Source organism: Stenotrophomonas sp. CFBP 13725 (assembly GCF_014841935.1).
Lineage (GTDB): Bacteria > Pseudomonadota > Gammaproteobacteria > Xanthomonadales > Xanthomonadaceae > Stenotrophomonas.
Genome location: NZ_JACYUV010000013.1, coordinates 72692 through 92235 on the forward strand (window position 1 = coordinate 72692; position 19544 = coordinate 92235).

Consider the following 19544-nt stretch of genomic DNA (forward strand, 5'->3'; position numbering starts at 1 on the left):
TCACGCCGCCTCGAAATCCACCAGCACCGCGCCGTCTCCCACCTGCTCGCCCGCCTTCGCGCGGTACCCGTGCACCGTGCCATCGGCCGGTGCCGCCAGGGTGTGCTCCATCTTCATCGCCTCCAGCACCACCAGGGGCGTGCCGCGGGTGACCTTGCTGCCCGGCTCCACCAGGGTGGCGACGATCTTGCCGGGCATCGGCGCCAGCAGGCTGCCGGCATCGGCGCTGGCCTGTTCGGATTCCCCCACCGGGTCGTGCACGGTGAAGCGCTGCTGGCCCTGCGCGGTGAACAGATACACCTGCACGCCATCGCGCTGCACGCCCACACGCAGGCGCTGTTCCTGCACGACCACCTCCAGGTGGCCGTCATTGAACGAACCCTGGACCGTCACGGCGGGCTCTGCGTCACGCCGAACCTGCCAGCCGCCCGGCTGCACGGTCACGCGCACGACATGCTCGCGCTCGCCCTGCTGCAGCGGCAAGGTGCGGGCGGCGGTCTCACCGATCCGCCAGCCATCCTGCGCCTGCCACGGTGACTGCGCATCACGCGCATCCACACGTGCAGTGGGTGTGGTGACAGCGGCAGCAATGGCAGCCAGCGCCCAGAGCGATTCGTCGCCTGCCGCGGGCGCGGCCAAGGCCTCCTGCTCGCGTTCGATCAGCGCGGTGTCCAGCTTCGCCTGCGAGAAGGATGCGGTTCCCACCAGCCGTCGCAGGAAGCCGGCGTTGGTGGTCACGCCCACCACCTGGCAGTCGGCCAATGCCTGCTGCATGCGGCGCAGTGCCGCGTCACGGTTTATGTCCCAGACGATCAGCTTGGCGATCATCGGGTCGTAAAACGGGGTGATGGTGTCGCCTTCCTCGACGCCCGTGTCCACCCGCACGTTTGCCGTCGGGGTGGGCAGGCGCAGGTGGCGCAGCGTGCCGATCGAGGGCAGGAAGCCCTTGTCGGCGTCTTCGGCGTACAGCCGCGCCTCCAGTGCATGGCCGTGGATGGCCAGCTCGTCCTGGCGCTTGGGCAGGGGCTGGCCAGCGGCCACCTGCAGTTGCCATGCCACCAGATCGGTGCCGGTGATGAACTCGGTGACCGGATGCTCCACCTGCAGGCGCGTGTTCATTTCCATGAAATAGAAATCGCCGTCCGGCGAGGCGATGAACTCCACCGTGCCCGCACCGACGTAGCCCACCGCGCGCGCTGCATCGACGGCTGCCTTGCCCATCGCGGCGCGACGTTCCGCCGTCATGCCCGGGGCAGGGGCTTCCTCCAGCACTTTCTGGTGGCGGCGCTGCACCGAGCAGTCGCGCTCGAACAGATGGACGACGTTGCCGTGGCGGTCACCGAACACCTGTATTTCGATGTGGCGCGGGCGCAGTACGTACTTTTCAACCAGCACGTGCTCGTTGCCGAAGGCCGAGCGCGCTTCGCGCTGGCAACTGGCCAGGGCGTCGATGAAGGCTGCGCTGTCGTCCACGCGGCGCATGCCCTTTCCGCCGCCGCCGGCGCTGGCCTTGATCAGCACGGGATAGCCGATGGCATCCGCCTGCCCGCGCAGGAACTGCGGGTCCTGGTTGTCGCCGTGGTAGCCGGGGGTAAGCGGTACGCCGGCCTGCTGCATCAGCGCCTTGGCCGCGCTCTTGTCGCCCATTGCACGGATCGCGCTGGCCGGTGGACCGATGAACACGATGCCGGCCGCTGCGCAGGCATCGGCAAAGGCGGCGTTCTCGGACAGGAAGCCGTAGCCGGGGTGGATTGCCTGTGCGCCCGTGCGCCGCGCTGCGTCGAGGATCACCTCGGCGCGCAGGTAGCTCTCCGCGGCGGGCGCCGGGCCGATCGCAACGGCCTCGTCCGCCAGGCGCACGTGACGTGCGTTGCGGTCCGCGTCGGAGTACACCGCCACGGTGGCGATGCCCAGCGCGCGGCAGGTGGCGATGACGCGGCAGGCGATCTCGCCGCGGTTGGCGATGAGGATCTTGTTGAACATGGTGGAGTGCTCGGTCATGGCGCAGGTCACATGCGGAACACGCCGAAGCGTGTCTCGCGGGCCGGGGCGTTGAGGCTGGCCGACAGGGCCAGGGCAAGCACGCGGCGGGTGTCGGCCGGATCGATGATGCCGTCGTCCCACAGGCGCGCGCTGGCGTAATACGGATGACCCTGGCGCTCGAACTGGTCGCGGATCGGTGCCTTGAAGGCGTCCTCTTCCTCGGCTGCCCACGCGCCGCCCTTGGCTTCGATGCCGTCGCGCTTGACCGTCGCCAGCACGCTGGCTGCCTGCTCGCCACCCATCACGCCGATGCGTGCGTTGGGCCACATCCACAGGAAGTTGGGCGAGTACGCGCGCCCGCACATACCGTAGTTGCCGGCACCGAACGAGCCGCCGATGACCACGGTGAACTTCGGCACCTTGGCGCAGGCGACGGCCATCACCAGCTTGGCGCCATCCTTGGCGATGCCGCCTTGTTCGTACTTGCGTCCCACCATGAAGCCGGTGATGTTCTGCAGGAACACCAGCGGGATGTTGCGCTGGGTGCACAGCTCGATGAAGTGCGCCCCTTTCAGGGCGGACTCTGAAAACAGGATGCCGTTGTTGGCGATGATGCCCACCGGATAGCCGTGCAGATGTGCAAAACCGGTGACCAGGGTGCTGCCATAGCGTGGCTTGAACTCATCGAAGCGCGAGCCATCGACCAGGCGCGCAATCACCTCGCGCACGTCGAACGGCTTGCGCGTGTCGGCCGGGATCACCCCGTACAGCTCGTGTGCCGGGAACAGCGGTTCCTGGGGCGGTTGCAGCGCCATGGCCGGCTCGGGCTTGCGCCAGTTGAGCTGGGCAATGATCGCCCGCACCCGCGCCAGGGCCTGCAGATCGTTGTCGGCCATGTGGTCGGCCACGCCGGACAGGCGGGTATGCACATCCGCACCGCCCAGGTCTTCGGCACTCACCACTTCGCCGGTGGCGGCCTTCACCAGCGGCGGGCCGCCGAGGAAGATGGTGCCCTGCTCGCGCACGATCACCGTTTCATCGCTCATCGCCGGCACATAGGCGCCGCCGGCGGTGCAACTGCCCATCACGCAGGCGATCTGCGGAATGCCCTGTGCGGACAGGTTGGCCTGGTTGTAGAAGATGCGGCCGAAATGATCGCGATCCGGGAAGACCTCATCCTGCAGCGGCAAAAAGGCGCCACCGGAGTCCACCAGGTAGATGCAGGGCAGGCGGTTCTGCTCGGCAATCTCCTGCGCGCGCAGGTGCTTCTTTACCGTCATCGGGTAATAGGTGCCGCCCTTGACCGTGGCATCGTTGGCCACGATCACGCATTCCACGCCGCTCACCCGGCCGATGCCAGCCACCACGCCGGCACAGGGCACCGCATCGTCATACATGCCGTGCGCGGCCAGCGGGGCGATTTCCAGGAAGGCACTGCCCGGGTCGAGCAGGGCATCGATGCGATCGCGGACCAACAGCTTGCCGCGTGCGGTGTGCTTGTTGCGGGCCGCTTCGCTGCCGCCCAGCGCGGTGCGCGCCAAGGTGGCATGCAGGTCATCGACCACCGCCTGCATGGCGCTGCGGTTGCCTTCGAAGGTATCGCTGCCTGCCTGCAGCTGGGTGCTCAGTATGCTCATGGGAGGCCCTTACAGCGTGCGCTGGAACAGTTCGCGACCGATCAGCATGCGGCGGATTTCCGAGGTGCCCGCGCCGATCTCATACAGCTTGGCGTCGCGCCACAAGCGCCCGGTCGGGTATTCGTTGATGTAGCCGTTGCCGCCCAGGATCTGGATCGCCTGGCCGGTGAGCCAGGTGGCCTTCTCCGCGGCATACAGGATCGCGCCGGCCGAATCCTGGCGCGTGGTGCGGCCCTGGTCGCAAGCGCGTGCCACCGCATAGACGTAGGCGCGACAAGCGCCCAGACCGACATACATATCGGCGATCTTGGCCTGGATCAGCTGGAAGCTGCCGATGGCTTCGCCGAACTGGTGGCGCTCGTGTACGTAAGGCATCACCACGTCCATCGCCGCGGCCATCAGGCCCAGCGGGCCGCCGGACAGCACCACGCGTTCGTAATCCAGCCCGGACATCAGCACGCGCACGCCACTGCCTTCCTGGCCGAGCACGTTCTCCACCGGTACCTCACAGTCCTGGAACACCAGTTCGCTGGTCGGTGAGGAGCGCATGCCGAGCTTGTCCAGCTTCTGCGCGGTGGTGAAGCCCTTCATGCCCTTTTCCACAAGGAAGGCGGTGATGCCCTTCGCGCCGGCATTCATGTCGGTCTTCGCGTAGACCACCAGCACGTCGGCATCCGGGCCGTTGGTGATCCACATCTTGTTGCCGTTGAGCACGTAGTGGTCGCCGCGCTTTTCCGCACGCAGCTTCATCGACACCACGTCCGACCCGGCACCCGGCTCACTCATGGCCAGCGCACCGACCAGTTCGCCGCTGCACAGGCCCGGCAGGAAGCGCTGCTTCTGCGCTTCGGTGCCGTTCTTGCGCAGCTGGTTGACGCACAGGTTGGAGTGCGCGCCGTAGGACAGGCCGATGCCGCCGGAGGCGCGCGAGACTTCTTCCATCGCCACCACGTGGGCCAGGTAGCCCATGCCGGTGCCGCCGTATTCCTCTTCCACGGTCATGCCGAGCAGGCCCTGCTCGCCGAGCTTGCGCCACAGGGCGAGCGGGAACTGGTTGGTTTCATCGGCGTGCGCGGCCAACGGGGCGATCTCGGCGGCGGCGAACTGGGCCACGCTCTCGCGCAGCAGGTCGATATCTTCGCCAAGGTCGAAGTTGAGGGAAGGAACGTGCATGCGGGCGACTCCACGACAACGGTTGGAAAGGGGGCGCGCCGGCGGGGGAGCAGGCAGGTGGCCTGCACAGGCGATGGATCCAGCCTACGCCCGATCGGCTAAAAAGTGAACACAAGTTCAAAAATTGAATCTACAATCATCCCATGGCCTACAAACGCTCCCCGCTGATGGAAGAACGGATGGCGGGAGCGCGCGAGCGGATCCTGCTGGCAGCCCGCGAACTGGTGGCGGCCGGCGGCTACCGCAACGCGCCGGTGACCGCCGTGGCGACCCAGGCGGGGGTGTCGACGGGGCTGATCTACCGGCACTTTCCGTCCAAGGCCGAACTGTTCGTGGAAGTGCTCAGCGCGGCGGTGGAGCATGAGGTCCAGATCCTCGAAGGCATCGCGGCGGGCACTGAGCCGGCCCCGCAGCGGCTGCGGCTGGCGATCACCGCCTTCGTGCGTCGCGCGCTGGCCGGACCTGGGCTGGCGCACGCCTTCATCGTGGAACCGGTTGACCCGGAAGTTGAAGCCGAGCGCATGCGCGGGCGGCGGCGCTTCGGTGACGTGTTCCGTCGGCTGGTGCAGGACGGCATGGCCACCGGGGCTTTCCCTGCGCAGGACGTGGACGTCACCGCCGCCTGTATCGTCGGCGCGTTCACCGAGGCCCTGGTCGGCCCCACCGCCCCCAGCCGCCAGACGCAGCGCGACGAACATGCCCTGGCCGATTCGATCAGCGCCTTCTGCCTGCGCGCGGCCGGTGCCCCCGTTCCTGTCGGTAACGCGCCTGCCCCACGGTAGCGCCGAGCCATGCTCGGCGAGCGCAGCGGCGCTGTTCCCCCACCGCAGCCGGTAGCGCCGAGCCATGCTCGGCGAGCGCAGCGGCGCCGTTCCGCCTGGTGCAGCCGACTGAAGTCGGCTCTACCTCGCGCCCGTACCCGCGACCGCACCTGCGACGCTTTGCTGCACTGCGCTGTTGTTGCCGATGAACAGCGTTCTATACTCGGCCGGCAGGCTCATTCGCTCAGCCATGGTCCACCGACTATCAGCCAGGGGTAACGAAGAGTGCGGAATCATGATCTTGAGTTCCTGAAACGCTTTTCCATGATCATCGGCCTGTTGGTCATGATCACCCTGGGATTGATCCTGTTGGCCGCGTGGCTGCATACCCGGATCCCAGCGGAGGTATCGCCCACGGCGGCCAAACGCACCGAACAACGCATCGCCCCGGCGGGCGCGGTGTATGCGGGCAGCACCGGCGCGGCAGCCCAGGCATCCGCGCAGGCAGCCGCCGTGGCCAAGGCGGCTTCGCAGGTCGCGTATGGCGGCACCACCGACGGCAAAGTGATCTACGACAACCTGTGCACGGCCTGCCACACCACCGGTGTCGGCCTGGCCCCCACGCTGGATCATTCGCACTGGGATGCGCGCATCGCGCAGGGCAAGGAAACCCTCTACAAGCATGCCATCGAGGGCTATACCGGCCCGGATGGCGGCATCATGCCGCCGAAGGGCGGCAACCCGGCGCTGACCGAAGCCCAGATGCACGCCACGGTCGACTGGATGATCGGCAACCTGAAATAGGGCCGACCATGCCGCCTGTGGCCGCTGGTCCCATGACGCATCAGGCTTTCATGTTTTGTGGTTACAGTGGCGGCCTACCCCTTCCGTTGCCGCTGTAACTGTCTGGAGCCGTTGTCGATGCGTCGTTGCCTGCTTGCCCTTGCCGTGGCTTTGTCCGTTTCTCCCGCGTTTGCCCAGCCGCAGCCTGTGCCGCAGGCGATGCCCGGCCAGTTGGCGAGCGCGGACGGCGCGACGATCACCCTTGCCCGTGCTCCCAGCGACTGGCGCGCACTGGACGGCAAGTACGTGCGCATCGCCGCCCCCCTGACCTTGGCGGGCACCGACGTTCTGGAACGTTTCGGCCAGCTCACCGTGGCCTTCGAAGGTCGTCTCTGGCAGCCCACGGAAGTGGCCGCACCGGGCACGGCTGGCTACAGCCAGGTGGTGGCGGACAACCAGCGCCGCCGCCTGCTGCTTGATGACGGCAGCGATGCCCGTGACCCGCAGCAGGTGCCCTATCTGGCCACCGACGCCGTGCTGCGCACCGGCATGCAGCTGCGCGGGGTGGAAGGTCGGGTACGCGTGGATGCACAGGGTCGCCCCAGCCTCCAGTTGGGGCGTGCCTTGGCGCTGCCGCCGCTGCAGCGCCCGGCCGCACCGGCGGTGGACGGCGCTTTGAAGGTGGCTGCGTTCAACCTGGAAAACTTCTTCAACGGTGACGGGGAAGGGGGTGGCTTCCCGACGCTGCGCGGTGCGCGCACGCTGGAAGAACACCAGGCCCAGCTCAAGAAGCTCATCGCCACGATCGGCCCGCTGGATGCCGACGTCGCCGCGTTGATGGAACTGGAAAACGACGGCTACGGACCACGCTCGGCCATTTCCACACTGGTGGAGGCGCTCAATGCGGCGTCGGGCAGTCCGGGTGACTGGCGCTTCGTGGATGCGGGCAAGGGGCCGGGTGACAATCCGATCCGGGTGGGCATCATTTACCGCGCCGGGCGCGTGACGCCGGTGGGCAAGCCGGCCACCCTGGAAGGCGGGCCGTTCGCCGAGCACAGCCGGGTGCCGCTGGCGCAGGCCTTCCGGGCTACAGCGGGCGGGGCTCCCTTCATGGTGGTCGCCAACCACTTCAAGTCGAAGGGCTGCCGGGACGCGGTGGCACCGGATGCCGACCGCGATGATGGCCAGGGCTGCTGGAACGCCACGCGGGTGATGTCGGCGCAGAAGCTGGATGCGTGGATGAAGGGCGACCCGACCGGCACCGGCACGCGCGATGCCGTCCTGCTGGGCGATTTCAATGCCTATGCGATGGAAGACCCGATCCGCACGCTGCGCACCGCCGGCTGGCAGGATGCCTTTGCCGTGGCGCGGGTGGAGCGGCCTTACAGCTATGTCTACAACGGCTTCAGCGGGCGCCTGGATCACGCGTTGTTGAATGCCGGCATGGCCAAGCGGCTGAAAGGTGCGGTGGAATGGCACATCAATGCCGATGAGATGGATGCCAGTGGGTACCAGAAGCGCAACGTGGACGGAGCGTGGCGCAGCTCGGATCACGATCCCCTGCTGTTGGGCTTCGACGGCTGACTCCTCGCACAACGCCCGGTAGCGCCGAGTCACGCTCGGCGTCCCCGGCGATCGCACGATGCGCGTGCCCTGCGTGCCCGCGCCGTGCCGCGCGGTACCTCAGCCCAGCGCGATCATCGCAATCGCCACCACCGCCAGTGCCAACCCTGCGCGGTTCCAGCCGCTGGTGCGCTCGCCGAACACGAACACACCGACCAGCGCGCCCAGCACCACCACGCCGATGTTCATGCCAGCGAATACCGTGGCCGGGCTGTCCGACAGATGTTGATGCGCGCGTACATAGAACAGGATGTTGCCGAAGTTCAGCAGGCCCAGCAGGGCGCCGCCGGCAGGATTGCGCCATGCCATCCGGCTGCGGCCCGTGACATGGCGCCACGACTGCACCGCCAGCATCAGCACGAACGCGAGGCTGAAACACACCAGCAGGGCCGCCATCGAGGGCGTGCCGGACAGCGCGACCTTCTTCAACAGAATGTCCACCAGCGCGAAGCCGACCCACACCCCCAACAACCAGCGCCAGCTGCCGGCTGACTGCCTGTCGGCGCTGCCGCTGCGCGCGGTGATCGCCGCGATGGCCAGCAGGCCGATGGCCATGCCCCCCAGCCGTAACGGACCGGCCTGTTCACCGAAGAAGACGAACGCGGCCGCCAATGACAGCAGCAGTGACAGGCGCTGCGCCACGTCACTGCGCACGATGCCGGCCTGCGCCACGGCGCGGCCCAGCACGAGGAAGATCGTCGGCAGGATCACCGCCAAGACCAGCAGAGCGCCCCACGGCGCATGACCGTGGGTCAGCGAGTCCAGCGAGGGTCGCAGCAGCAGGGCGCTCAGGCTGGCAGCGACGAGATAGTTCCAGGTCACCATCTGGCTGATATCCAGCTGCCGGCGGCGTGCGAGTTTCAGCACTACCGACACCAGAACGCTGCAGATCACCGCAAACACGAGGAAGAGCATGGGGGTCGGGCGCAGGGGACGGGTGGGGGACGCTATCATGTTGCCATGCGCAATCCCTCTTTCCCCACGCAATCAGACACCCTTGTCCTTGCCGGCCCAGTGGGTCCGCTGGACGTAGCGGTCGATCTGCCCAAGCCGGAGGTCCCGGTCCAGCCGGTGACCGCCATTGTCTGCCATCCGCTGTCCACCGAGGGCGGCACGATGCACAACAAGGTGGTCACCATGGCCGCCAACACGCTGCGCGATCTTGGTGTCACCACCGTGCGCTTCAACTTCCGCAGCGTTGGCGAATCGGCCGGCAGCTTCGACCACGGCGATGGCGAACAGGACGACCTGAAAGCCGTTGTGGCCTGGGTGCGCGAGCAGCGCCCGGATGACCAGCTGTGGCTGGTGGGCTTCAGCTTCGGCGCCTTCGTTTCGTTGAAAGCAACCGCCGACGTGCAGCCGCAGGCGCTGGTCTCCATCGCGCCGCCGGCCGGACGCTGGGATTTCAGCGGCATCCAGCCGCCTGCCCAGTGGCTGGTGATCCAGGGCGAGCAGGACGAAATCGTCGACCCGCAGGCCGTGTATGACTGGCTGGAGACCGTGGACGCACCGCACGAGCTGGTGCGCATGCCGGACACCAGCCACTTCTTCCACCGCAAGCTGATCGACCTGCGCGGTGCGATAACCCATGGGGTGAAGCGCTGGCTGCCCGTACAAGCGGAACCGGCGGCATGAGCGAGGCGGTGATGACGCCGTCGCAGCGGTATGCCGACGGCGTGGCGCGCGGTGAGTGGCAGGACGATGTGGCCCAGCACGCAGCGCTGGCCGAGCTGGATCGCATCCACCTGGCGCTGCTGGAAGATGCCGACGACGGCTGGCTGGACCGGCTGTCCTCCTTCTTCAAGAAGCCCGAGGCGGTCAAAGGCCTGTACTTCTGGGGTGGGGTAGGGCGCGGCAAGACCTTCCTGGTCGACCTGTTCTACGACGGGCTGCCGATCCAGCAGAAGTACCGCACGCACTTCCACCGTTTCATGCGCGGCATCCACGAGCGCCTGCGCGAGCATCAGGGGCAGAGCGACCCGCTGGCGAAGATCGCGCAGGAATGGCGCAGCAAGCTGCGCGTGCTGGTGCTGGACGAGTTCTTCGTCACCGACATCGGCGATGCCATGCTGCTGGCCCGGCTGCTGGAGCGTATGTTCGCCGAGGGCGTAACCCTGGTGACCACCTCCAATACCGCAGTGGAAAACCTGTACCTCAATGGCCTGCAGCGCGACAGCTTCCTGCCGGCCATCGGGCTGCTGCAGCGCTACTGCGTGGAGCTGTACGCCGAAGGCACCGAGGACTACCGCATGCGCGCGCTGACCCGGTCGCCGGTATACCGCGCGCCGCTGGCGTCCGACAGCGACGACTGGCTGGGCACGCGCTGGGCCGACCTCAGCGGGGGCCAGCCGGCAAAGGCCGGCAACATCGAGATCGAAGGCCGCAAGATCCCGGTGCGGGGCCGTGGCAAGAGCATCGCCTGGTTCGATTTCACGGCGCTGTGCGAAGGGCCGCGCGGGCCGTCGGATTACATCGAGATCGCCCAGGAGTTCAACACCCTTCTGCTCGGCGGCATCCCGGCGTTCGACCGCAACAACGAAGACGCCGCACGCCGCTTCGTCAATCTGATCGATGAACTGTACGACCGCCACGTCAACTTGGTCTGCACCGCCACCACCTCACCGATCGAGCTGTACACCGGCACCCGCCTGCAGGGCGCCTTCGAGCGCACCGCCTCGCGCCTGATCGAAATGCAGAGCGCCGAGTACCTCGGCACCCCGCACAAAGCCTGAAAAAGGGGACGGAGGGGATTAAGTCGCAAACGGCCAGAAGGCGGCCGTTTGCGACTTAATCCCCTCCGTCCCCTTTTTTGGGTGCACAGCCAGCTTTGTGCACGTGGCGTGAGGGCGGATTGTTGCGTTGGTTGGACCCCGCTGTCGCGTCAAAAAGGCGACTTCCGGCCTTGACTGCGCAGCCGATTCTGGCGGGGTCCCCGCCGCGCCGGGGGGCCGGAATGGAGGGGTCCTTGCGCTGCAAGGGATTGGGTCAATTCCCTACATTTGGCGTTGACGCACCCCTTGGACCCCACTATCTTGTGGCCGTCGGTTCCGGTGACCCCAAGTCACCGGTGCAGACGGGACGCCCGGAACCCCTGTCATCAGAGGTCCCGGCACTGCCCCGCAACGGTACCTACGGGAGCACTTCCGTTTTACCGACAGCCGCTCATGCACATGTGCGGCGCTGGCTGCGTGATCTCTGATCGTGTGACGGGTTTTGCAGGGGGCGGTGCGCGGTCATTTCCGTCACTGTCGCGCCTGTTGCGACACCCTCACCCCATTCTGTCGGATCCGCACCGGAACGTGCCTGCCCAGGCGCGCCGTGCATCCCATCTCACGCTCAGAGGACCACCCGCCGTGACCAGCGAAACCAGTGCCACCATCGACAAGGAAAGCGAGTTCCTGCTTACGTCGCCGCCGACTTCGAACACCATGAGTGTGACCAAGCGCAATGGCACGACCGAGCTGGTGGATCTGAACAAGATCGTGCGCGCGGTGCAGCGTTCTTCCGAGGGCCTGCATTCGGTGGACCCGATGCGCGTGGCCACCCGCACCATTTCCGGCCTGTACAACGGCGCGACCACCCAGGAGCTGGACGAGCTGTCCATCCGCACCGCGGCGCTGCTGATCGGCGAAGAGCCGGAGTACGGCCGCTTGGCCGCGCGCCTGCTGGCCAATTACATCGCCAAGGAAGTGTCCGGCCAGGAAATCCACGCGTTCTCGCAGTCGGTCGGCCGCGGCCACGAAGTGGGCCTTATCAATGATCGCCTGCTGGGCTTCGTGCAGACCAACGCGCGCAAGCTCAACGATGCCATCGATCCGACCCTGGACCTGCACTTCGATTACTTCGGCCTGCGCACCCTGTACGACCGGTACCTGCTGCGCCACCCGCACACCCGCAAGGTGATCGAGACCCCGCAGCAGTTCTTCCTGCGCATTGCCAGCGCGCTGAGCGAAGACGTGCTGGAAACCCTGGCGCTGTACAAGCGCATGGGCAACCTGGATTACCTGCCGTCCAGCCCGACGCTGTTCAACTCCGGCACCACCCACGAGCAGCTGTCCTCGTGCTTCCTGCTGGACTCGCCGCAGGATTCGCTGGAGTCCATCTATTCCAAGTACGGCGACATCGCCCAGCTGTCGAAGTTCAGCGGCGGCATCGGCGTCAGCTACACCCGCGTGCGTTCGCGTGGCTCGCTGATCAAGTCCACCAACGGCCACTCCAACGGTATCGTGCCGTGGCTGAAGACCATGGATTCGTCGGTCGCGGCCGTGAACCAGGGCGGCAAGCGCAAGGGCGCGGCCTGTGTGTACCTGGAAAGCTGGCACGCCGACATCGAGGATTTCCTCGAACTGCGTGACAACACCGGTGACGAGTCGCGCCGTGCGCACAATCTGAACCTGGCCAACTGGATCCCGGACCTGTTCATGAAGCGCGTCGAGGCCGACCAGGAATGGTCGCTGTTCGATCCGCGCGTCGTGCCGGAGTTCACCGATCTGTTCGGCGAAGCCTTCGAAGCCGCCTATGTGCAGGCCGAAGCGCAGGGCAAGGCCAACCGCACCATCTCCGCGCGCAAGCTGTACTCGCGGATGATGCGCACCCTGGCCGAGACCGGCAACGGCTGGATGACCTTCAAGGACAAGTGCAACCGCGCCAGCAACCAGACCATGCGTGCGGGCAACGTGATCCACCTGTCCAACCTGTGCACCGAAATCCTGGAAGTCACCTCGGCCGAAGAGACCGCGGTGTGCAACCTGGGCTCGATCAACCTGGGCAACCATTTCGACAGCCACGGCGAGTTCGACTTCGACAAGCTGGCCGACACCGTGCGCCTGGCCATCCGCCAGCTGGATCGCGTGATCGACCTGAACTTCTACCCGATCGAATCGGCACGCCGCGGCAACCTGCGCTGGCGTCCGGTCGGCCTGGGCTGCATGGGCCTGCAGGACGTGTTCTTCCGCAAGCGCCTGGCGTTCGACAGTGTCGAAGCCCGCGCGCTGTCGAAGAAGATCGCCGAAAGCATCTACTTCCATGCCCTGGAAACCTCGTGCGAGCTGGCGCAGGAGCGCGGCAAGCATCCGTCCTTCGCCGACACCCGTGCGGCCAGCGGCGAGCTGCAGTTCGATGCATGGAACGTGGTGCCGGAAGACACCGCACGCTGGGATGCCCTGCGTGAGCGCATCAAGGAGCACGGCCTGCGCAACTCGCTGATGATCGCGATTGCACCGACCGCCACCATCGCCTCGATCGCCGGTTGCTACGAGTGCGTCGAGCCGCAGGTGTCCAACCTGTTCAAGCGCGAAACGCTGTCCGGCGACTTCCTGCAGATCAACCGTTACCTGGTGACCGAGCTGAAGAAGCTGGGCCACTGGACGCCGGAAATGCGCGATGCGATCAAGCTGGCCGAAGGCTCCATCCAGGGCATCATGCAGATCCCGGAAACGCTGCGCCACGTCTACCGCACCGCGTGGGAACTGCCGATGCGTTCGCTGATCGACATGGCTGCCGAGCGCGGTGCCTTCATCGACCAGTCCGCCTCGCTCAACCTGTTCATGGAAAGCCCGAACATCGGCGCGATGTCCTCCATGTACATGTACGCCTGGAAGCAGGGCATCAAGACCACCTACTACCTGCGTTCGCGTCCGGCCACCAAGATCGCCAAGACCACGGTCAGCACGCACGTCGCGGCCGTCGATCCGGTCGATGCCGTGGCCTGCTCGCTGGAGAATCCGGAAAGCTGCGAGGCGTGCCAGTAATACGCAGCACCGATGTAACGCCGAGCCCTGCTCGGCGTTTTTACCCGTAAACCCAGGAAACACCCATGGCCGATAAACCCACCCAGATGCTGCTCGACCCAGGTTTCGAATTGACCCTGCGTCCGATGCGCTACTCGCAGTTCTATGAGATGTACCGGAACGCGATCAAGAACACCTGGACGGTGGAAGAGATCAACTTCCAGATCGACATCAGCGACCTGCACAGCAAGATGTCGCCGGCCGACCGCCACCTGATCCACCGCCTGGTCGCGTTCTTCGCCACCGGCGATTCGATCGTGTCCAACAATCTGGTGCTGAACCTGTACCAGCATCTCAATGCGCCCGAAGCGCGCATGTACCTGTCGCGCCAGCTGTATGAAGAAGCGCTGCACGTGCAGTTCTACCTGACCCTGCTCGACAACTACCTGCCGGATCCGGACGAGCGCGTCAAAGCCTTCGCCGCAGTGGAGAACATCGACTCGATCAAGAAGAAGGCCGACTTCTGCTTCAAGTGGATCGACTCGATCCAGGACCTGCGCCGCATCGAAACGCGCGACCAGCGTCGTCAGTTCCTGCTCAACCAGATCTGCTTCGCCGCCTGCATCGAAGGCCTGTTCTTCTTTGCTGCGTTCGCCTACGTGTACTACTTCCGTTCGCGCGGCCTGCTCAACGGCCTGGCGTCGGGTACGAACTGGGTGTTCCGCGATGAAAGCGCGCACATGGAGTTCGCCTTCGAGTGCGTGGACGTCATCCGCGAAGAAGAGCCGGATCTGTTCGACGATGCGATGAAGCAGCAGGTGTACGACATGCTGGCCGAAGCGATCGAATGTGAAGTGCAGTTCGCCGAAGACGTGCTGTCCGGCGGCGTGGCGGGCATTTCCACCCGCGACATGCGCCAGTACCTGCAGCACTGCGCCGACAACCATTTCCATCGCCTGGGCATGGACAAGAAGTACAACGTGCGCAACCCGCTGTCCTTCATGGAACTGCAGGACGTACAGGAGCTGACCAACTTCTTCGAGCGCCGTTCTTCGGCGTACCAGGTCGGCGTGAAGGGCGAAGTCGCCTTCGACATGAACTTCTGACCTGACCGTTTCTGCGTGATTTCAAGGCCCCGGCACCAGACCGGGGCCTTGTGCGTCTGGACTTCACCGTCCGGCTCGATGGGTTGATGCACATCGCATGCCATCGGTAACGGCTTGCAGCTCGCGCACGATAGCTTCTGCTCCGGCCCGGTCCGGGGTGTCATCTGCATTATTGAAGCCGCCTGTCTCCGCGACGTTCTGCACGAGTATCCCGTCACGACGTGGCATGACCAGAAAGCGGCCAGAACGCAGCGCATAGCGTACGGCGGGCTGTACCGATAGACGCACGGTTTGCCCCCTGACGGGAATGACGGACTCATCCCCGACCAATGCTCTGGCGCCGTAGCCTGTTGCATTGATGACCACGTTCTCACGCAGAGCCGCCAGCTCGCCCAGAGAGCGGAATTCACGGATCTCGATGCGCCCCCCACGCGCCAGGAACTCATCCATCAATGCCTGCGCGTAAAGAGGGAGATTGAACATCATCCCCGTGAAGCAGCGTGCATGAGGCAATGGAAAAGGATGGCTGCCGGGAGGCAGTTCAACCGATGGGGGGAGAAAGTTGCTGGCGAACTTCGCGTAACGCGGTTCGTCCATTGCGTACGGTAGCGCCTCGAAGGAACGGTCGTCATCGCGCAATGAGTTGTACGACAGCCTGTAGCCGTTGAACCATTCCACCGACATGCCCGGCTGTGCGATTGCTTGGGAATGTTCCTGGAACGAGAAGTTCGCCATGTCATTCCAGGCGCGGGTCCAGCCATCACCGTAGTCCGACGCACAGAAGCGGGAGTCAGGCGACCACAGGCCGGTGGCACCCAGGGAGGCGATGGTGGGGGGCAATGCCTTGGCGTAGATGCAGACGGAGATACCCGCACGCTGTGCAAGCAACGCAGCACTGAGCCCCAACGGTCCGCATCCGGCAACCGCCATGGAATCGACGTTCCCCGAGGACGCTGCCTGCGCCAGACCCAGCGCCTGTCGGCTGGACCCCCAGCACAGTGACCAGCCGCTTCCGCCATGACCATAGTTGTGGATGATCAGCTTCTCGCCGAGATGTTCTGCCTCGACCCGCGGTCCAGCGTGACGGAACGGCCGCCTGCAGGTATTTACCCGGGTTATCAGGTCAACATGCGCCTGTAAGGCGGCGACCAGACTGCAGTCGTGCGGGCATTGCGGAGGTAGGGTCGCATTCCGGTGACGATGAGTGGGCTGTGCCTGTGCCGCCCGGGGAAGAAAAGAGGACGGCACGCTGGTGATCAACGCAGCTGCAGTGCCGGCAAGTAGCGCACGTCGTTTCATGTTTCGCCCTCCTCGTCCAGGAGTCCGAGTTTCTGCACGGATCGGCTGGTTCTCAAGAGAAGGGGCTCACGCATTGCCGTATCATTGAAAAAATCACTCATTCGCCGATGGTTGCCGCTATGACGTCACTTCCTGCTGAGCTGCCGCCCATTGAAGTGCGCATGGCCGAGATCGTGTTTCCCAACCACACCAACCACATGGGCACGCTGTTCGGCGGCCAGGCGTTGGCATGGATGGATAAAGCGGCCTTCCTGGCCGCAGCACGCTATTCGCGCCGCACCGTGGTCACCGCGCGCAGCGACCAGGTCGATTTCAAGCTGCCGATCCGCATCGGGCAGATGGTGGAAACGATTGGCCGCATCGTCGAGGTGGGCCGCAGCTCGATGAAGGTACAGGTGGAACTCATCGCCGAGGACCTGCACAACGGCGAGCGCCAGCTGTGCACGCGCGGCCACTTCGTGATGATCGCGCTGGACGACGAAGGCCATCCCACGGCGGTGCCGGCCCTGCCGGATATTTCCCCCACCGTCTGATCCGACGCTTGCGCGGGGGCGCCGCTGCCCCCATCTGACTGCGTATGAGCCAGCCGCTGACCGATTTCATCACGCGCGCCCGCCGCCTGTTCGTCCTGACCGGCGCCGGCTGCAGCACCGCGTCGGGCATCCCGGATTACCGGGACGCCGATGGCCAGTGGAAACGGACCCCGCCGGTGACGTATCAAGCCTTCATGGCCGAACCGGCCACGCGCCAGCGCTACTGGGCGCGCAGCCTGGTCGGTTGGCCGCGCTTTGGCCACGCCGTGCCCAATGGCACCCACCATGCGCTCGCGGCGCTGGAGGCCACCGGCAAGTTGCAAGTGCTGCTGACCCAGAATGTGGACGTGCTGCACCAGCGCGCAGGCAGCCGAAACGTCATCGATCTGCATGGCCGGCTGGATCAGGTGCGCTGCATGGGCTGCGAACAACGGACTGAGCGCGAAGACCTGCAGGATCGCCTGCTGCAGGCCAACCCTGGCTGGGATGCGTTGGACGCCGGCATCGCGCCCGATGGCGATGCGGATCTGGAAACCGATTTCTCTGGGTTCAACGTGCCGGACTGCCTGCAATGCGGTGGTTTGTTGAAGCCCGACGTGGTGTTCTTCGGTGAAAACGTTCCACGCGATCGCGTCGCCGCGGTGCACGATCATCTGCAGCGCGCCGATGCGGTGCTGGTGGTGGGCTCGTCGCTGATGGTCTATTCGGGCTTCCGGTTCGTGCAGGCGGCGGCGAACGCCGGCCTGCCGGTGGCCGCGCTGAATCGCGGCCGCACCCGCGCGGACGGGTTGCTGGCGTTCAAGGATGAACGTGACTGTGCCGAGGCATTGGCACCGTGGCTGGCAGGATGCTCTCCCGCCGCGTGAGGCCTGACGCAGGCCGCGCTTCGCGCTCGCCGAGCACGGCTCGGCGCTCCCGGACTGCCCGCAGCGTCGTAGCGCCGAGCCACGCTCGGCGGATTGTTTCCGGTATCGAGGGGCCTGACGCAGGCCACGCCACCCCCCGCGCAATCCTGTGATCCAACACAGCGCTTGATCTGAAACCCCATCGGCGCTGCAATAGCCCCCTGTCTTTTTCCCCCTGCGAATCCCCCCACGTGAGCCAGCTGCTGTCGCCCGTCACTCTCGGGCCCCTGACCCTGCCCAACCGCATCGTGATCGCGCCGATGTGCCAGTACTCCGCCGAAAACGGCCAGGCCACGGATTGGCACACCATCCACCTCGGCAACCTCTCGCAGTCCGGCGCCGGCCTGCTGATTCTGGAAGCCACCGCCGTAGAGCCGCGCGGCCGCATCAGCCATGCCGATCTGGGCCTGTGGGACGACGCCACCGAAGCGGCGCTGGGCACGGTGCTGGAATCGGTGCGGCGCTGGTCGCCGATGCCGATCGGCATCCAGCTCGGCCACGCCGGTCGCAAGGCATCGGTGTCGCGGCCCTGGGAAGGCGGCAAGCAGATTCCCGCCGATGATGACAATGGCTGGACCCCGGTCGCACCGTCGCCGCGTCCGTTCCACGCCGGCAACCCGGCCCCGCATGAACTGACCGAAGCCGAGATCGCCGGGATCGTTGAAGCGTTCGCTGAAAGTGCGCGTCGCGCCGAGCGTCTGGGCATCCAGCTGATCGAACTGCACGCAGCGCACGGCTACCTGCTGCACCAGTTCCTGTCGCCGCTGAGCAACCAGCGCACCGACGGCTACGGTGGCGCGTTGCCCAACCGCATGCGGCTGCTGATCGAGGTGTACGACGCGGTGCGTGAGGCGGTGTCGCCGAAGATCGCGGTTGGCGTGCGCATCTCCGCCACCGACTGGGTACCGGGCGGCTGGGACATCACCCAGACCGAGACGGTGGCGATGATCCTGGAATCGCGCGGCTGCAACTTCCTGCACGTATCCAGCGGCGGACTGGACGAGCGCCAGAAGATCGAGATCGGCCCGGGCTACCAGGTGCCCTTCGCTGCGGCGATCAAGGCCAAGGGCCGCATGCCGGTGATCGCCGTGGGCCTGATCACCGAGCCGGACCAGGCCGAGTCGATCCTGCGCCACAACCATGCCGACGCCATCGCCCTGGCCCGCGGCATCCTGTACGACCCGCGCTGGCCGTGGCATGCCGCCGCCGCGTTGGGTGACAGCGTGACCCCCGCGCCGCAGTACCTGCGCTGCGAACCGCGCGAAGCCCGCGGCGTGTTCGAGACGCGCTGATCCAAGGACCGTCGGTGCGTGGGATGCTCACGCACCGCTACGGTAGAGCCGACGGGTAGAGCCGACCTGGTAGCAACTGTGTTGTCAGGCGGAGGCCATCATGGCCTCCGCGTCGCGTTTGCGGGCATTCAGGATGACCAGCATTTTGCGCATGACGGCAACCAGGGCAACTTTGCCCGGCTTGCCTTTTGCTTTCAGGGATTTAAAGAAGTTACGTAATTGCGGCTCATACCGGCAGGCTGACAAGGCGGCCATGTAGAGCGCTTGCCGTACGACCGCGCGGCCGCCCGTGATGCGTCGATGCCCCTGCCAGGAGCCGCTCTCGCGGTTCATGGGGGCTACGCCGACCAAGGCGGATATCGCCTTGCCACTCAGCTTTCCCAGCTCTGGCAGTTCACAAGCAAGCGTGGTCATCACAACGGTGCTCACGCCTTTCATCTCCACCAAGCTGTTCCAACTGGGCTGATTCCTGAGCTGTTCGGCGATTGCCTTGTTCAGCACGCGGATCTGCTCGTCCAAGTAGTCCAGTTGGCTGCTCATCATCGCTTGGAGAGCCGGTTCACTGAATGCACGCATGCGCTGCGTTTCACTGCTGCGCATCTGCACCAGATGACGCCGGCGCAGTGAAAATTTAGCTAGTTTTCGCTGCCACGGCGCTGCTGGTACATATCGAGTGTGCTTCAACAGGTGTGCCATCTGGGCCAGCACCATCGCATCGAT

General features: G+C 65.7%; 16 protein-coding genes. 10 read left to right on the forward strand and 6 right to left on the reverse strand.

What is annotated here, in order from left to right; genetic code table 11:
- From IFT65_RS16565 to IFT65_RS16575, 3 genes are read right to left on the reverse strand one after another with little or no spacing between them, the layout of a single operon-like run.
- A complete protein-coding gene (locus tag IFT65_RS16565; protein ID WP_192082507.1) occupies positions 1–1983 on the reverse strand; it encodes an acetyl/propionyl/methylcrotonyl-CoA carboxylase subunit alpha in 1983 nt (660 codons plus the stop codon).
- A gap of 26 nt (positions 1984–2009) precedes the next feature.
- A complete protein-coding gene (locus tag IFT65_RS16570; RefSeq protein ID WP_188325725.1) occupies positions 2010–3620 on the reverse strand; it encodes a carboxyl transferase domain-containing protein in 1611 nt (536 codons plus the stop codon).
- A 9-nt stretch (positions 3621–3629) separates the two neighbouring features.
- Positions 3630–4793 (reverse strand): isovaleryl-CoA dehydrogenase, encoded by a 1164-nt coding sequence (locus IFT65_RS16575; protein WP_188325726.1) that lies wholly within the window; start codon positions 4791–4793, stop codon positions 3630–3632.
- Between the two features lie 143 nt (positions 4794–4936).
- Between IFT65_RS16575 and IFT65_RS16580 the strand changes: the two genes are divergently transcribed.
- From IFT65_RS16580 to IFT65_RS16590, 3 genes are all read left to right on the forward strand, one after another.
- Positions 4937–5575 (forward strand): TetR/AcrR family transcriptional regulator, encoded by a 639-nt coding sequence (locus tag IFT65_RS16580; protein WP_192082475.1) that lies wholly within the window; start codon positions 4937–4939, stop codon positions 5573–5575.
- 264 nt (positions 5576–5839) lie between these two features.
- Positions 5840–6358, forward strand: coding sequence for a c-type cytochrome (locus IFT65_RS16585; protein WP_188325728.1), 519 nt, complete (start codon positions 5840–5842; stop codon positions 6356–6358).
- A gap of 117 nt (positions 6359–6475) precedes the next feature.
- A complete protein-coding gene (locus tag IFT65_RS16590) occupies positions 6476–7921 on the forward strand; it encodes an ExeM/NucH family extracellular endonuclease (protein ID WP_192082477.1) in 1446 nt (481 codons plus the stop codon).
- Between the two features lie 99 nt (positions 7922–8020).
- Here IFT65_RS16590 and IFT65_RS16595 read toward each other — a convergent pair whose 3' ends face one another.
- Positions 8021–8875, reverse strand: a complete 855-nt coding sequence (locus IFT65_RS16595) for an EamA/RhaT family transporter (protein WP_192082479.1) — start codon at positions 8873–8875, stop codon at positions 8021–8023.
- 45 nt (positions 8876–8920) lie between these two features.
- Between IFT65_RS16595 and IFT65_RS16600 the strand changes: the two genes are divergently transcribed.
- The 4 genes from IFT65_RS16600 to IFT65_RS16615 all read left to right on the forward strand — a co-directional run bounded on the left by IFT65_RS16600 (position 8921) and on the right by IFT65_RS16615 (position 14795).
- A complete protein-coding gene (locus IFT65_RS16600; RefSeq protein ID WP_192082481.1) occupies positions 8921–9595 on the forward strand; it encodes an alpha/beta fold hydrolase in 675 nt (224 codons plus the stop codon).
- The gene (zapE, locus tag IFT65_RS16605; RefSeq protein ID WP_192082483.1) at positions 9592–10692 is read left to right on the forward strand and encodes a cell division protein ZapE; all 1101 of its coding nucleotides are present in this window, start codon (positions 9592–9594) and stop codon (positions 10690–10692) included. Before IFT65_RS16600 ends, zapE begins: the two co-directional genes overlap by 4 nt.
- A 621-nt stretch (positions 10693–11313) precedes the next feature.
- Positions 11314–13710 (forward strand): ribonucleoside-diphosphate reductase subunit alpha, encoded by a 2397-nt coding sequence (locus tag IFT65_RS16610; protein ID WP_192082485.1) that lies wholly within the window; start codon positions 11314–11316, stop codon positions 13708–13710.
- A gap of 65 nt (positions 13711–13775) precedes the next feature.
- Positions 13776–14795 (forward strand): ribonucleotide-diphosphate reductase subunit beta, encoded by a 1020-nt coding sequence (locus IFT65_RS16615; protein WP_188325733.1) that lies wholly within the window; start codon positions 13776–13778, stop codon positions 14793–14795.
- 63 nt (positions 14796–14858) lie between these two features.
- Here IFT65_RS16615 and IFT65_RS16620 read toward each other — a convergent pair whose 3' ends face one another.
- Positions 14859–16094, reverse strand: coding sequence for an FAD-dependent oxidoreductase (locus tag IFT65_RS16620; RefSeq protein WP_192082487.1), 1236 nt, complete (start codon positions 16092–16094; stop codon positions 14859–14861).
- Between the two features lie 119 nt (positions 16095–16213).
- Here IFT65_RS16620 and IFT65_RS16625 point away from each other — a divergent pair, with 119 nt between their 5' ends.
- From IFT65_RS16625 to IFT65_RS16635, 3 genes are all read left to right on the forward strand, one after another.
- A complete protein-coding gene (locus IFT65_RS16625) occupies positions 16214–16627 on the forward strand; it encodes an acyl-CoA thioesterase (RefSeq protein WP_192082489.1) in 414 nt (137 codons plus the stop codon).
- 44 nt (positions 16628–16671) lie between these two features.
- Positions 16672–17493 (forward strand): NAD-dependent protein deacetylase, encoded by an 822-nt coding sequence (locus IFT65_RS16630; protein ID WP_192082491.1) that lies wholly within the window; start codon positions 16672–16674, stop codon positions 17491–17493.
- A gap of 230 nt (positions 17494–17723) precedes the next feature.
- A complete protein-coding gene (locus IFT65_RS16635) occupies positions 17724–18824 on the forward strand; it encodes a tRNA-dihydrouridine synthase (RefSeq protein WP_192082493.1) in 1101 nt (366 codons plus the stop codon).
- 84 nt (positions 18825–18908) lie between these two features.
- Here IFT65_RS16635 and IFT65_RS16640 read toward each other — a convergent pair.
- Positions 18909–19544 (reverse strand): transposase (locus IFT65_RS16640; protein WP_206756818.1); only part of this gene is annotated, 636 nt, incomplete at its 5' end.